This window comes from Inhella crocodyli, assembly GCF_004004565.1.
Classification (GTDB): Bacteria; Pseudomonadota; Gammaproteobacteria; order Burkholderiales; family Burkholderiaceae_C; genus Inhella; species Inhella crocodyli.
On record NZ_SACM01000005.1, the window covers coordinates 272,613 to 286,198 of the forward strand.

General features: G+C 68.9%; 13 protein-coding genes. 5 read left to right on the forward strand and 8 right to left on the reverse strand.

Going from position 1 to position 13,586, the window contains the following annotated elements:
• Positions 1 to 2: 2 nt before the first annotated feature.
• Positions 3 to 1,289 carry a phosphoribosylamine--glycine ligase gene (purD, locus tag EOD73_RS16245; protein WP_127684087.1) on the reverse strand — a complete coding sequence of 429 codons (1,287 nt, stop codon included), beginning with the start codon at positions 1,287 to 1,289 and terminating at the stop codon, positions 3 to 5.
• Positions 1,286 to 2,011, reverse strand: coding sequence for a YebC/PmpR family DNA-binding transcriptional regulator (locus EOD73_RS16250; protein WP_127684088.1), 726 nt, complete (start codon positions 2,009 to 2,011; stop codon positions 1,286 to 1,288). The genes purD and EOD73_RS16250 overlap by 4 nt, the downstream gene beginning before the upstream one ends.
• A 112-nt stretch (positions 2,012 to 2,123) precedes the next feature.
• Here EOD73_RS16250 and EOD73_RS16255 point away from each other — a divergent pair, with 112 nt between their 5' ends.
• The 4 genes from EOD73_RS16255 (at position 2,124) to EOD73_RS16270 (ending at position 8,434) form a co-directional block, all read left to right on the forward strand.
• Positions 2,124 to 3,695, forward strand: a complete 1,572-nt coding sequence (locus EOD73_RS16255; protein WP_127684089.1) for a helicase HerA-like domain-containing protein — start codon at positions 2,124 to 2,126, stop codon at positions 3,693 to 3,695.
• 89 nt (positions 3,696 to 3,784) lie between these two features.
• The gene (locus EOD73_RS16260; protein WP_240660754.1) at positions 3,785 to 4,885 is read left to right on the forward strand and encodes a sensor histidine kinase; all 1,101 of its coding nucleotides are present in this window, start codon (positions 3,785 to 3,787) and stop codon (positions 4,883 to 4,885) included.
• Positions 4,882 to 5,703: a LytR/AlgR family response regulator transcription factor gene (locus EOD73_RS16265; RefSeq protein ID WP_240660755.1), complete on the forward strand. Its 822-nt coding sequence runs from the start codon at positions 4,882 to 4,884 to the stop codon at positions 5,701 to 5,703. Before EOD73_RS16260 ends, EOD73_RS16265 begins: the two co-directional genes overlap by 4 nt.
• A gap of 934 nt (positions 5,704 to 6,637) precedes the next feature.
• The gene (locus EOD73_RS16270) at positions 6,638 to 8,434 is read left to right on the forward strand and encodes a glutamine--tRNA ligase/YqeY domain fusion protein (RefSeq protein ID WP_127684090.1); all 1,797 of its coding nucleotides are present in this window, start codon (positions 6,638 to 6,640) and stop codon (positions 8,432 to 8,434) included.
• A gap of 65 nt (positions 8,435 to 8,499) precedes the next feature.
• Here the strand turns inward: EOD73_RS16270 and EOD73_RS16275 are convergent, their stop codons facing one another.
• Positions 8,500 to 9,570, reverse strand: a complete 1,071-nt coding sequence (locus EOD73_RS16275) for a PEP-CTERM sorting domain-containing protein (protein ID WP_127684091.1) — start codon at positions 9,568 to 9,570, stop codon at positions 8,500 to 8,502.
• A gap of 131 nt (positions 9,571 to 9,701) precedes the next feature.
• Here EOD73_RS16275 and EOD73_RS16280 point away from each other — a divergent pair, with 131 nt between their 5' ends.
• Entirely contained in the window at positions 9,702 to 10,172 is a 471-nt protein-coding gene (locus tag EOD73_RS16280) for a nuclear transport factor 2 family protein (protein WP_127684092.1), read from the forward strand.
• Between the two features lie 10 nt (positions 10,173 to 10,182).
• On the opposite strand, the gene EOD73_RS16285 is transcribed toward EOD73_RS16280, so the two are convergent.
• The 5 genes from EOD73_RS16285 to minC all read right to left on the reverse strand — a co-directional run bounded on the left by EOD73_RS16285 (position 10,183) and on the right by minC (position 13,429).
• Complete coding sequence (locus EOD73_RS16285; RefSeq protein ID WP_127684093.1) at positions 10,183 to 10,398, reverse strand: hypothetical protein; 216 nt, start codon at positions 10,396 to 10,398, stop codon at positions 10,183 to 10,185.
• Positions 10,399 to 10,494: 96 nt separating this feature from the next.
• Positions 10,495 to 11,442 carry a tRNA dihydrouridine synthase gene (locus tag EOD73_RS16290; RefSeq protein ID WP_127684140.1) on the reverse strand — a complete coding sequence of 316 codons (948 nt, stop codon included), beginning with the start codon at positions 11,440 to 11,442 and terminating at the stop codon, positions 10,495 to 10,497.
• Positions 11,443 to 11,586: 144 nt separating this feature from the next.
• Positions 11,587 to 11,847: a cell division topological specificity factor MinE gene (gene minE, locus EOD73_RS16295; RefSeq protein ID WP_127684094.1), complete on the reverse strand. Its 261-nt coding sequence runs from the start codon at positions 11,845 to 11,847 to the stop codon at positions 11,587 to 11,589.
• 17 nt (positions 11,848 to 11,864) lie between these two features.
• Positions 11,865 to 12,677, reverse strand: coding sequence for a septum site-determining protein MinD (minD, locus tag EOD73_RS16300; RefSeq protein WP_127684095.1), 813 nt, complete (start codon positions 12,675 to 12,677; stop codon positions 11,865 to 11,867).
• Positions 12,678 to 12,697: 20 nt separating this feature from the next.
• Positions 12,698 to 13,429: a septum site-determining protein MinC gene (gene minC / locus EOD73_RS16305; protein ID WP_127684096.1), complete on the reverse strand. Its 732-nt coding sequence runs from the start codon at positions 13,427 to 13,429 to the stop codon at positions 12,698 to 12,700.
• Positions 13,430 to 13,586 lie beyond the last annotated feature (157 nt).

Genomic DNA, 13,586 nt, shown 5'->3' on the forward strand with positions numbered 1-13,586 from the left:
GCTCAGCGCTTGAGCGCCCGATGCCCGATGTCCCGGCGGCATTGCATGCCGTCGAACTGGATCGGCGCCAGCGTCTCGTAGGCGCGCTGCTGCGCCACGCGCACCGACTCGCCCAGGGCGGTGACGCACAGCACGCGACCGCCGCTGGTCACCAGTTGCCCGTCGGCGTTCAGCGCCGTGCCCGCGTGGAAGACCATCGCGTCGTCGGCGTCGGCCGGCAGGCCGGTGATGGCGTCGCCCTTGCGCGGGGCCATCGGGTAGCCGTGCGCGGCCATGACCACGCCCAGGGCGGCACGGCGGTCCCATTGGGGTTCGTGCTGGTCGAGCTTGCCCTCGGTGGCGGCGTACAGCAGCTCGAACAGGTCGCTCTTGAGGCGCATCAGGATGGGCTGCGTCTCGGGGTCGCCCAGGCGGGCGTTGAACTCGATGGTGCGCGGCTGGCCCTCGGCATCGATCATCAAGCCGGCGTACAAGAAGCCGGTGAAGGGCATGCCGTCTTGCGCCATGCCGGCGATCGTCGGCTGGATGATTTCTTGCATCACCCGCGCGTGCACGTTCGGCGTGACCACCGGCGCGGGCGAGTAGGCCCCCATGCCGCCGGTGTTGGGGCCCACGTCGCCGTCTTGCAGGCGCTTGTGGTCCTGGCTGGTGGCCAAGGCCTGCACGTTCACCCCGTCGCTGACGACGATGAAGCTGGCCTCCTCGCCTTCCAAGAACTGCTCGATCACCACCCGCGCGCCGTCGGCGTTGTGGGCCACGCCCAGGGTGTTGTCGCGCAGGATGTCGTCGATGGCGGCGTGCGCTTCGTCCAGGGTCATGGCCACGATCACGCCCTTGCCGGCGGCCAGGCCGTCGGCCTTGATGACGATGGGCGCGCCCTGCTCGGCCACGTAGGCGTGGGCCTCGTCGGCGTCGGTGAAGGTGTCGTAGCGGGCCGTGGGAATGTGGTGCCGCGCCATGAAGGCCTTGGCAAAGGCCTTGGAGCTCTCCAGCTGCGCGGCGGCCTGGGTCGGGCCAAAGATGCGCAGGCCGCGGGCGCGGAACAGGTCCACCACGCCGGCGGCCAGGGGGGCCTCGGGGCCGACCACGGTCAGGGCGATCTTTTCCTGCTCGGCGAAGTCGGCCCACTGGGCCGGCGTCGTCAACTTGGGCAGGGAGTGCAGGCGCGCGTCGCGCGCCGTGCCGCCATTGCCGGGGGCCACGTACACGTGGCTCACGCGGGCCGACTGGGTCAGCTTCCAAGCGATGGCGTGTTCGCGGCCACCGCCGCCGATGACGAGGACTTTCACTCGGAGATTTCTGCGTTGTGGAAGACGTTCTGCACGTCGTCCAGGTCTTCGATCACGTCCAGCAGCTTCTGCATGCGGGCGGCGTCGTCGCCGGCCAGGGCGATGGTGTTCTCAGGGCGCATGGTCACTTCGGCCACCTCGGCGGTGAAGCCTTTGGCGAGCAAGGCATCGCGCACGGTCTCGAAATCGCCCGTGGCGGTGAGCACCTCGATGGCGCCGTCGTCGCCGGTGATCACGTCCTCGGCGCCGGCGTCCAGCGCGGCTTCCATCAGCGCGTCTTCGTTCGTGCCGGGGGCAAAGATCAGCTGGCCCAGGTGCTTGAACTGGAAGGCCACCGAGCCCTCGGTGCCCAGGTTGCCGCCGTACTTGCTGAAGGCGTGGCGCACCTCGGCCACGGTGCGGACGCGGTTGTCGGTCATCGTGTCCACGATGACGGCCGCGCCGCCGATGCCGTAGCCCTCGTAGCGGATTTCTTCGTAGGTCACGCCGTCGAGGTTGCCCGTGGCCTTGTCGACGTTGCGCTTGATGTTGTCGGCCGGCATGTTGGCCGCTTTGGCCTTTTCGATGGCCAGGCGCAGGCGGGGGTTCATCGCCACGTCGCCACCGCCGGTGCGCGCCGCCACGATGATTTCGCGCGTCAGGCGCGTCCAGATCTTGCCGCGCTTCTCATCCTGCCGGCCCTTGCGGTGCTGGATGTTGGCCCATTTGGAATGCCCTGCCATGGGGTCACCGTCTTTGTGTTCTGAAGGGGCCGGCATTCTAGAAGGGCGCCCCCTGGGGCCCGTTCGGGGCTGGATAGACTGCCAGCCCCTCCTCTTGCGCCGCCCCCCGACCATGGCCGATCCCCTCCTGCTCGCCCGCCACGGCGACACCGTGTGCGAACTGCTGCCCGCGCTGGCCAACCGCCATGGCCTGATCACCGGCGCCACGGGCACGGGCAAGACCATCACCCTGCAAACCCTGGCCGAGCGCTTCAGCGCCATCGGGGTGCCGGTGTTCATGGCCGACGTGAAGGGCGACCTGACCGGCATCAGCCAAACCGGCGCGCCCAGCGAGAAGCTGCTGGCGGTGCTGAAGGACCGCGGCCTGGACGCCCCCACGCCCACGCGCTGCCCCACCACCCTGTGGGACGTGTTCGGCAAGGCCGGGCACCCGGTGCGGGCCACGGTGAGTGACATGGGCCCCCTGCTGCTGGCCCGCATGCTGGCCTTGAACGAGACCCAGGCCGGCGTGCTGCAGATGGTGTTCAAGATCGCCGACGACCACGGCCTCTTGCTGCTGGACCTGAAAGACCTGCGCGCCATGCTGCAGCACGTGGGTGACAACGCCAGCCAGTTCACCACCGAGTACGGCAACGTCAGCGCCGCCAGCGTGGGCGCCATCCAGCGCGGGCTGCTGCAGATCGAGGCCCAAGGCGGCGACCAGTTCTTCGGCGAGCCCATGCTCAACATCGCCGACTTCATGCAGACCGACGGCGGTCAGGGCGTCATCAACATCCTGGCGGCCGACCAGCTGATGAACGCGCCGCGCCTGTACGCCACGTTCTTGCTGTGGATGCTGAGCGAGCTGTTCGAGACCCTGCCCGAGGTGGGCGACCTCGACAAGCCCAAGCTGGTGTTCTTCTTCGACGAGGCGCACCTGCTGTTCAAGGACGCCCCGGCGGCGCTGATCGAGCGCATCGAGCTTGTCGTGCGCCTGGTGCGCTCCAAGGGCGTGGGCGTGTACTTCGTGACGCAAAACCCGCTGGACATCCCCGACACCGTGCTGGGCCAGCTGGGCAATCGCGTGCAGCATGCGCTGCGCGCCTTCACGCCGCGCGACCAAAAGGCCGTCAAGAGCGCCGCCGAAACCATGCGCCCCAAGGACGGCCTGGACATCCAGGCCGCCATCACCGAACTCGGCGTGGGCGAGGCCTTGGTCAGCCTGCTGGACGCCAAAGGCCGCCCCAGCGTGACGGAGCGCGTGTTCGTGCTGCCCCCAGGCAGCCGCATCGGCCCGGTCAGCGAGGCCGAGCGCCAGGCCCTGATCGCCGGCTCCTTGGTGGCCGGGGTGTACGAAAAGCAGCTGGACCGCCAATCGGCCTACGAAATGCTCAAAGGCCAGGCCGCTGGCGCCGCCCCGGGCTCTGCCCCGAATGGCGGCGGCCTGGCCGGCGAAGCCGGGGGCGTGTTCAACAAGCCCATCCCCGGCGCCCCCGCGCCCGCCCCGGCCGAGGGCAGCAGCATGATGGACGGCCTCAAGGACGTGCTCTTCGGCTCCACCGGCCCGCGCGGCGGCCGCCGCGAAGGTCTGGCCGAGGCCGCGGCCAAGTCGGCCATCCGCACCATCGGCTCGTCGGTCGGTCGCGAAATCGTGCGCGGCGTGCTGGGCAGCCTGCTGGGCGGCGGCGCCAAGCGGCGCCGTTGAGCGTCCCCCCCCGCCCGCTCGCGCCCGGCGGCGGCTGTCCGTCGCGGCGCGCTGGTCTCGTGCCCTGCCAGGCGACATCCTGCCCGCCCATGAACGCTGCTCCGCACCCCCTGCCCTGGCACAAGCGCCACCCGCGTTGGGCCGATTTCGCCGCCTCGCTGGGCGTGGGCACCCTGGTGGGCCTGCTGATCTACCTGATGCGAGGCCGCCATTTCTGGGTCGGCATGCTGTACGCCCAGGTGATCAGCCTGTGCATCGGCACGGCCATTTCCTTGCTGCAGCACGGCGTGAGCCGGGTGCTGCTGCGCAGCGACCCCGACAACCCGCAGCTGCGCGCGCACTGGCCGGGGTGGCGCTGGATGGTGCCCTGCATCCTGCTGGGCGCCTTGGTCGGCCACGAGTCGGGCACGGCCATCGCGGCCGGTTTGATGGGCCACGAACCCCGCTTCATGCTGGCGGGCACGCCCCGGCAACTGCTGTTCGGGGCCGGCTTCACCCTGCTGATGTCGGCCGCCGCCACGCTGTTTTTCTACAACCGCGAACGCGTCCACGCCCTAGAAGTGGCGAACGCCGACCAGGCCCGCCTCGTGGCCCAGGCCCAGCTCACCGCCCTGCAGGCGCAGCTGGAGCCGCACATGCTCTTCAACACCCTGGCCCACCTGCGCGCACTCATCAAGCTGCGGCCCGACGACGCCCAGGCCATGCTGGACGAGCTCATCGCCTACCTGCGCGCCACCCTCACCGCCAGCCGCACGCCCTTGCACCCGCTGGGCACCGAGTTCGCCCGCCTGCACGACTACCTGCGCCTCATGCAACGCCGCATGGGCCCGCGCTTGCAGGTCGACTTGCAACTGCCGCCAGCACTGGCCCAGGTGGCCGTGCCGCCCTTGCTGTTGCAACCCTTGGTGGAGAACGCCATCCAGCACGGGTTGGAGCCCGCCATCGACGGCGGCACCCTGCGCCTGCTGGCGCGCGAAGAAGGCGCCCAGCTCGTGCTCACCGTGGAAGACGACGGCAGCGGCCTGGGCGCGGCCCCGGCCTCGCAAGGCACCGGCTTCGGCACCCAGCAGGTGCGCGACCGCCTGGCCACCCAGTACGGCGACGCCGCCCGGCTGGACCTCGCGCCGCTGGCCCCCCACGGCTGCCGCGCCACCGTCACCCTGCCCTTGCCCCCAACGACGACGCCATGATGACCGCCTCGACCGCCACGAACGCTCTCACCTGCCTCATCGCCGAAGACGAACCCCTGCTGGCCGAGACCCTGGCCGCCGAGCTGGGCAGCGCCTGGCCGGCGCTCCAAGTCCTGGGCGTGGCGCCCAACGGCGTGGCCGCCGTCGAGCAGGCCCTGGCCCTGCGGCCCACCGTGCTGTTCCTCGACATCCGCATGCCCGGCCAAAGCGGCCTGGACGCGGCCACCGCGCTGGCCGAAGACTGGCCCGACGACGCCGGCCCCCTGCCCCTGATCGTGTTCGTCACCGCCTACGACGAGTACGCGCTCAAGGCCTTCGACGCCGCCGCGGTCGACTACGTGCTCAAGCCCGTCCAGGCCCCGCGCTTGGCGCAAACCGTGCAGCGCCTGCAGGCCCAACTGGCGCAGCGCCCGTCATCGGCCCCCACCGACGACCCGCTGCAAGCCCTGCAACGCCTGCTGGCCGCCCACGCGGCCCCGGCCACCCCCGCCCCCAAGCTGCGCCACCTGCAGGCCTCGGTGGGCGAGGCCATCGAGCTCGTGCCCGTCGACGCCCTGCTCTACCTCGAAGCCGCCGACAAGTACGTGCGCGCCGTCACCGCCACCCAGGAGTACTGGGTGCGCGTGTCCTTGCGCGAGCTGCTGCCCCAGCTCGACCCCGAGCGCTTCTGGCAGGTGCACCGCAGCACGGTGGTCAACATCGACGCCGTGGCCCGGGCGCAGCGGCTGGAAAACGGCTTGGTGAAGCTGTCCTTGCGCGATCGGGCCGACACGGTGATGGTTAGCCGGGTGCATGCGGGACGGTTCAAGGCGCTGTGAGGGGCGACCGGAAAGGTCAAACCCACGATCCAACCTCAATACTCCCAAAGTAAATCAACGAAGCAAAGTAGCGCCAGCCGCAATCCAAGAAGACCCATGAACTATGCAGTCGGTGACTTTAATTCGGCAGTTTGGGCCCACATAAAACCAGATCTTCTGCCATCTTGGGCAAACTTTGCCGAGAGACGTGGATGACCAGACGATCTGGATGACATGAAGTATGTGTTTGACGACGCTGCAAGCAGTTGGCTTTGCATCGCACCCAAGCTCGCCATGACTGGGTTCCAAAATTGGTACTTCTATCGACTATCGGGAGTCACGTATTGTTTTGGGATCCACTCACCAAGTCAGGCAATACTCGAATTCCATCCCATGTCACCCAGACCCAGCGACTACCCAACATTCAAATACATGCTTACGCTTGCATTCAAGAGTCATGGATTCAGCGGATTGAAGAACTCTAATATCGGTTTCCAGGTCGAGTTTCCAGAGCTCTGATTCATAGCCGCGTTGGCAAACAATGGGCGGCTAATTGAATGAATGCCCCTTTTTACGTTCACCAAACATCGAAACCATTTCATTGGTGATGAGAGTCAGGCTGGGAACCGCCACCACTAAGCGCCCTATGCGACCTAGCGTCAACAGGCCCTGATTTGGCTGCCTCGATGTCCGCAGTAGTCCGAAGCAATAAAGGCTTGCCCGATTGCACCTGCCAACCCAACAAAGCCCTGTCGTCACTTGGCACATGCTGACCCCACACTGCAACCAGCCACGGTGCCGCCCTGAATCGGACGCCCCAAAAGTCCGGCCTGATCATGGATCACGAAGGCGCCGGCACAAGCTTCGCAGGCGGGCAACTAACCCGCACTTTTAGAATCGCCCCTCCCCCACCCCCGGGCCGCCGCCCTGTCGCGGCCCGTTTTGTTTGCCCGCCATGACGAGCCCCGCCGAGACCCCCACGCCCAGCCACCACTTCTTGCGCGCCCAGATCGAGCGCGACCTGGCGCAGTGGGAGCAGGGCCAAGGCCCCGAGCGTCGGTTCGGCGGCAGCCCGGGCGACGCGGCGCACCACGCCGCCGGCCCGATGGATCCGGCCAAGATCCGCACCCGCTTCCCGCCCGAGCCCAACGGCTACCTGCACATCGGCCACGCCAAGAGCATTTGCCTGAACTTCGGCCTGGCGCGCGACTACGGCGGTGCCTGCCACCTGCGCTTTGACGACACAAACCCCGAGAAGGAAGAGCAGGAGTTCGTCGACGCCATCAAGGACATGGTGCAGTGGCTGGGCTGGCGCTGGGAGCACGCCGGCCACACGAACCTGTACCAGGCCAGCGACTACTTTGGCTTCATGTACCGCGCGGCCGAGGCCTTGATCGAGGACGGCCTGGCCTATGTGGACGAGCAAAGCGCCGAGGCCATGCGCTTGAACCGCGGCGACTTCACCACGCCCGGCACCAACAGCCCCTTCCGCGACCGCAGCGCGGCCGAGAACCTGGCGCGCTTTCGCGAGATGCGCGACGGGAAGCACCCCGACGGGGCGATGGTGCTGCGCGCCAAGATCGACATGGCGAGCCCGAACATCAACCTGCGGGACCCGGCGCTGTACCGCATCAAGCACGCCGAGCACCACGCCACGGGCAACACCTGGTGCATCTACCCGATGTACACCTTCGCGCACCCCATCGAGGACGCGCTGGAGCGCATCACCCACAGCATCTGCACGCTGGAGTTCGAAGACCAGCGCCCCTTCTACGACTGGCTGCTGGGCCACCTGGCCCGCCTGGGCCTGCTGGCCCAGCCGCTGCCGCACCAGTACGAATTCGGCCGGCTGAACCTCAGCTACGTGGTCACCAGCAAGCGCAAGCTCAAGCAGCTGGTGGACGAGGGCCACGTCAAGGGCTGGGACGACCCCCGCATGCCCACGCTGGTGGGCCTGCGCCGCCGCGGCTACACGCCCGAGAGCATCCGCGCGATGGTGGAAGGCACGGGCGTGACCAAGACCAACAGCTGGCTGGACTACAGCGTGCTGGAAGGCTGCCTGCGCGCCGACCTGGAAGGCCGTGCCCCGCGCGCCATGGCCGTGCTGGACCCGCTCAAGCTGGAGCTGACCAACTTCGCCGAGGTCTTCGGCAGCGCCGACTTCCGCGACCCCTGCCACGCGCCGGCCCACCCGCACCACCCGGAGCTGGGCGAGCGCCAGTTCAGCTTCGGCCGCGAGCTGTGGATCGAGCGCGAGGACTTCGCCGAGGTGCCGCCCAAGGGCTACCACCGCCTGTACCCGGGCAACAAGGTGCGCCTGAAGGCCGGCCACGTCATCGAGTGCACGGGCTGCACGAAGAACGACGCGGGCGAGATCGTGTCGGTGCAGGCCACCGTGGTGCCCGACACCAAGAGCGGCACGCCGGGGGCCGACGCCATCAAGGTCAAGGGCGTCATCACCTGGGTGGCGGCACACGAGGCCGTGCCGGCCGAGCTGCGCCTGTTCGACCGCCTGTTCACCGAGGCCCAGCCCGACGGCGGTGGCAAGGACTTCCTGGAAGCGCTGAACCCGAACTCGCTGCGCGTCGTGCAGGGCTTCGTCGAGCCCGCGCTGGCCAGCGCGGCGGCGGGCAGCCACTGGCAGTTCGAGCGCCACGGCTACTTCGTGGCCGACCGAATCGATCACCAAGCCGGCCGCGCGGTGTTCAACCGCACGACCACGCTGAAGGACACCTGGGCGCCAGCCAAGTAAAGCCCGACACGCGGGCAAAAAGAAACGGGGCCCTGCGGGGCCCCGTTGCGTTGTTGACCTGCGGCTCAGCGGCGCGAGCGACGCAGGCCCAGCAAGCCCAGGGCCAAGGCGCTGAGCACCAGAGCGCCCGGCTCGGGCACGCGCAGGCCGGTGCCGTCGTTGATCAAGAGCTGGGGCGTGTCCGAGGCGTCGGCAATCACCAGGCCTTCGGTGGTGGCCTCGAAGGTGCCGGCCGCCGTCGTCTTGCCCAACTGGCTGGTGAAGGTGTGCGTGGCGTCCAATTCGCCGCCAAAGCGCGCCCACAGGCCCAGGTACGACTCCACGAAGTAGAAGCGGCCGGCCTCCATCGTGAAGTTCAGGTAGGTGGGCGTGCCCGACACCGTGATGCCGTCGTTGCGCACCTCGCCCTCCAGGCGGAAGTCGGCGTAGTGAGCGGCTTGCGCCTGGCCCCAGAAGCCGGAGTTCTGCGGCTCGACGCCATTGAAGGGGTCGAACAGCAGGTCGGCCACGTTGAGGGAGAACACGGTCACGCGCGTTTTGGCCCACACGGCTGCATCGGTGGGCGAGCCCCCAGGACCGGGCAGGTTCAGGTCGGTGTTGGGGGTGACGTTCGAGGTGAAGTCGAACACGTTCTCGATCGTGCGCGTGCTCGGGCCCGTGCCGTCGTAATAGAAGCTCTGCAGGCCCAGGGAGTGGCCCGACACGCGGGCGTAGGGCGTGCCCGAGAACGCACCCTGGCGCAGCACCAGGGTGCCCGCAGCACCGGAGGCGTCGATGTACGAGCGCGTGGCCTGCGTGCCAGCGATGCCCAGCGGGGTGGTGGCCGAGGTGCTGGCCACGAAGCCGCCCAGGTTGTAGTTCTCGCGGATTTCGGCCAGGCGCGGCCAGGGCGTCGAGTAGATGGGGGTGACGCCGTCGGCCTCGTAGCCGACAAAGGCGGCTTCGCAGCGGTCGGGCACCGTGCTGCCAGCGGCCACCGCGGCGGCGGTGCGGCAGTCGCGCGCGAAGGTGCCGGCGTAGGCCGCGTTCTGCATGGCGATGGTCGCGGCTTGGGCAGCGCCCAGGCCCAGGCTCAAGAGGCAGGCCGCCCCCGCCGTGAGGCGCAGGGCTTGGCGCAATCGAAGGGTCCAGTTCATCGTGACTCCCGAGGTGGTTGGCAGCCCTGCATTCTTGAACCCGACCCAGGGCTTGGGACCCCCTCGGCAGCGGGGAGGGGGAACCCTAGGGACCTCCCGCGCTATCGTGCGGGGCCCACCAGGAGCCTTGCATGAGCCAAGCCACCATCGAACGCTTTTACGCCGCCTTTGCCCAACTGGACGGCGAGGCCATGCAAGCCTGCTACGCCGCCAACGCCAGCTTCGACGACGAGGCCTTCAGCTTGCGGGGCCGGGAGGAAGTGGGCGGCATGTGGCGCATGCTTTGCGACGTGACCAAGGCCAAGGGCCGCGACGTGTGGCGCCTGGAGGTGAGCGACATCACCGACCACAGCGCGCACTGGGAAGCGCACTACCGCTTCAGCGCCACGGGGCGCCTGGTGCACAACCGCATCGATGCGGCCTTCACCTTCGACGCCGACGGCCTGATCCTGACCCACCGCGACCGCTTCGACTTCTGGGCCTGGGCCCGCCAGGCCCTGGGCACGCCGGGCCTGCTGCTGGGCTGGAGTGGGTTTTTGCGCGACAAGGTGCGCGCGCAAGCCGCCAAGAACCTGGCGGCCTACCGCAGCAAAAAGGGCTGAGCGGCCGCGCTCAGGCGCGGGCCACCACCTCGGGGGCGCACAGGTCGCGCCCCACCACTGCACGGGCGAACAGGTAGTTGGCCAACTCACGCTCGCTGAGCGCGTCCAGGCTGACCCGCCCTTGGGCGTCGCAGGGCACGCTGACCCCGCATCCCCCCGGGCAAACGGGCGCGTAGCGCAGTTCGTACTGGGCGGCGACGGGGGCGGTGGGGCTGAGGAGGTCCATGGCGGGCGGCAGTGCCGGGGACGAAAGCCCCCTAGGCGCGGCGCAGTGTAGGAAGCCCCCCTGTGGTGCGCGAGGCACAGCGCTGGGGCAGTCCCCCTAATCCATGCGCTGGGGAACCCCTAGCTCGGCGGCCAGGGCCGCCCCAAACTCGTGCGGGGCATGGACGGTGCGCAGGCGCAGGTAAGCCGCCTCGGCCTGCGGGTGGGTGCGGCGCAGGTAGTGCAGCCACTGCTTGACGCGCCCGGCTTGGTGCTTGGGCACCACCTTGGCCTGCACGCGCTGCCAGTACGACCACAGGCTCGGGCCCAGGGCGGCCCAGGACAGGCTGGGCACGGGCTGGCCCAGGTCGTGGGCGCGCAGGGCCGCGGGCAGACCGGGGTCGGCCACGGCGCCGCGGCCCAGCATCAGGCCGGCGCAATGGCTTTCGCGGCGGGCCTGCAGCGCGTCCTGCACGGTCCAGATCTCGCCGTTGGCAATGACCGGAATGGCCACGGCCTCTTGGATGCGCGCCACCTCGTGCCAGTGGGCCGGCGGCTTGTAGCCGTCGCGCTTGGTGCGGGCGTGCACCACCAGGCGTGCGGCACCGCCGGAGGCCAGCGCGTCGGCGCACTCGAGCATGCGGCTGCGGTCGTCGACCCCCAATCGCATCTTGGCGGTCAGGGGCACCTCGACCGGCAAGGCGGCGCGCACCGCGCGCGCGATGGCGTGCAGGAGCTCGGGCTCGTCCAGCAGGATGGCGCCCCCGCGGTGGCGGTTCACGCACTTGGCCGGGCAGCCGAAATTGAGGTCGATGCCGTCGGGCCGCAGCGTGGCCAAACGCGCCGCGTTGGCCGCCAGCACCTCGGGCTCCGAGCCCAGCAATTGCGGGTACACCGGCACCCCGGCCGCCGTGGTGCCGCCGGCCAACAGCTCGGGCACGATGCGCGTGAACACGCGGCGGGGCATCACCTGGTCGGTGATGCGGATGAACTCGCTCACGGCCAGGTCCACGCCGCCCAAGGCGGTGAGCTCTTCGCGCAGCAGGTGGTCGAGCAGGCCCTCCATCGGGGCCAACAAGATCGGCGGCGGGTTCTTCAGGGGTTCTGTGGACAAGTCCGTGAATGACCGCTGGGGCGCCGCGTTAAGTGCCGGCCGCCATTGGGAAAAACTTCCCCTGCTCAAAATTGAAGCAGGAGCGGCCAGACCGAATCACTTGCTGTCGGGCAGCTCGATCTTGACGGCCAAGACCTCGAAGTTGTCTTGGCGTTCCATGCTGACCTGCACGTCCTTGGGGTCGATCTGGACGTACTTGCTGATGACCGCGACCAGCTCCTTTTGCAGCTGCGGCAGGTAGTCGGCCGACGGGGCGTTGCGACCGCTGCGCTCGTGCGCCAGGATCAGCTGCAGCCGCTCCTTCGCGACGTTGGCGGTTTGCTTCTTTTCGCCGAGGAAGAAATTGAGGAAGCCCATGGACTGCTGGCCTCCGATCAGCGGCTGAACAGGCGCTTGAAGAAGCCCTGCTTGTCGGCCTCGATGAAGCGCATGGGCTTGTCTTGGCCCAGGAAGCGGTCGATGACGTCGAGGTAGGCCTCGGCGACGTTGCTGCCCTTCATCAAAATGGCCGGCACGCCCTGGTTGGACGCCTGCAGCACGGCTTCGCTTTCGGGGATGACACCGATCAGCGGGGTGCGCAGGATCTCGTGGATGTCGTCCAGGCTCAGCATCTGCCCGCCCTCGACCCGGTTGGGGTTGTAGCGCGTGATCAGCAGGTGCTCCTTGATGGGCTCGCGGCCGTCGATGGCGCGCTGCGTCTTGCTGCTCAGCATGCCCAAGATGCGGTCGCTGTCGCGCACCGAGCTGACCTCGGGGTTGGTCACCACGATGGCCTCGTCGGCGTAGTGCATGGCCATGAGGGCGCCGGTTTCGATGCCCGCGGGCGAGTCGCACACGATGTAGTCGAAGCCCATCTCGGCCAACTCGTCCAGCACGCGCTTGACGCCTTCTTGCGTCAGCGCGTCCTTGTCACGCGTTTGGCTGGCGGCCAGGATGTAAAGGTTGTCGTGCTGCTTGTCGCGGATCAGCGCCTGGCTGAGCTTCACGCCGTCTTGGATGACGTTGATGAAGTCGTACACCACGCGGCGCTCCACGCCCAGGATCAGGTCGAGGTTGCGCAGGCCGACGTCGAAGTCAATCACGGCGGTCTTCTTGCCGCGCAGGGCCAGGCCGGTGGCAAAGCTGGCGCTGGTGGTGGTCTTGCCCACCCCGCCTTTGCCGGAGGTGACGACGACGATCTTGGTCATGGGTTCGGTCTTCCGAAGGTTCAAAACTTGAGGGGTTCAAAAACGAGGCGCTCGCCGTCCAAGCGCACCTGGGCGGGCTTGGCCAGCACCTCGGCCGGCAGGGGCTTCTCGCTGGTGCGGAAGGTGCCGGCCACGGCCAGCAGCTCGGCTTCCAGGCTGTGCGCAAAGATGCGCGCGTCGGTGCGGCCCTTGGCGCCGGCGATGGCGCGGCCGCGCAGGGCGCCGTACACGTGGATGTGGCCGTCGGCGATCACCTCGGCGCCGTGGCTCACCAGGCCCAGCACGATCAAGTCGGCGTCGCGGGCGTAGACCTGTTGGCCGCTGCGCAGCGGTCGGTCGATGACCATGGTGGGCGTCGCCGCCACCACCACCGGGGCCGGCGCGGAGGCCGCCGGGGCGGGCGCAGCGGCCGCCGGCGAGGCCACAGCGGCCAGGCCTTCGGCCCAGGCCAGCCCGGCTGCTCGCACCGCGGTGCGCTCGTCCTCGGGCAGGGCGTCGGCGCCGAGCACCGCCACGGGGCTCAGGTGCCACTGCCGCAAGGTTGCGACCACCGCCGCCCAGTCCAGCGGCGCACCAGCGGGCAGCTCGCGCAGGTCCAAGCACAGCGGTTCGCCGTCGAAAGCCGCGCCCACGTCGCCCCAGGCGTCCTGCAGGCTGGCGCGCCACGCCGCAAGGTCGCGGGTGCGCAGGGCCATCTGCAGGGTGCCCAATTGGGCCGATTTGAGGTCGATGCGGGAGGGGGCTGCAGGCATGCGCAAGGGGTCGAAACGGGCGTCGGACCGGGCCGCACGCGAAGCCGGCGATTCTAGGTGGCGGCCTGGGTCGGATCGGTCGGTCCGGCCGCCCGCCGCCCCCGACCCGGTCAGGATTTTCCCGATGTCACCGGGAGTTACCCCCAAAAACGACGCA

Coding starts and splice junctions, on each gene's coding strand:
- EOD73_RS16280 (WP_127684092.1), top strand. CDS start 9,702: ATGAGCCAAGCCACCATCGAACGCTTTTACGCCGCCTTTGCCCAACTG.
- minD (WP_127684095.1), bottom strand. CDS start 12,677: ATGACCAAGATCGTCGTCGTCACCTCCGGCAAAGGCGGGGTGGGCAAG.
- EOD73_RS16250 (WP_127684088.1), bottom strand. CDS start 2,011: ATGGCAGGGCATTCCAAATGGGCCAACATCCAGCACCGCAAGGGCCGG.
- EOD73_RS16290 (WP_127684140.1), bottom strand. CDS start 11,442: ATGGAGGGCCTGCTCGACCACCTGCTGCGCGAAGAGCTCACCGCCTTG.
- EOD73_RS16275 (WP_127684091.1), bottom strand. CDS start 9,570: ATGAACTGGACCCTTCGATTGCGCCAAGCCCTGCGCCTCACGGCGGGG.
- minC (WP_127684096.1), bottom strand. CDS start 13,429: ATGCCTGCAGCCCCCTCCCGCATCGACCTCAAATCGGCCCAATTGGGC.
- EOD73_RS16270 (WP_127684090.1), top strand. CDS start 6,638: ATGACGAGCCCCGCCGAGACCCCCACGCCCAGCCACCACTTCTTGCGC.
- EOD73_RS16265 (WP_240660755.1), top strand. CDS start 4,882: ATGATGACCGCCTCGACCGCCACGAACGCTCTCACCTGCCTCATCGCC.
- minE (WP_127684094.1), bottom strand. CDS start 11,847: ATGGGCTTCCTCAATTTCTTCCTCGGCGAAAAGAAGCAAACCGCCAAC.
- EOD73_RS16285 (WP_127684093.1), bottom strand. CDS start 10,398: ATGGACCTCCTCAGCCCCACCGCCCCCGTCGCCGCCCAGTACGAACTG.
- EOD73_RS16255 (WP_127684089.1), top strand. CDS start 2,124: ATGGCCGATCCCCTCCTGCTCGCCCGCCACGGCGACACCGTGTGCGAA.
- EOD73_RS16260 (WP_240660754.1), top strand. CDS start 3,785: ATGAACGCTGCTCCGCACCCCCTGCCCTGGCACAAGCGCCACCCGCGT.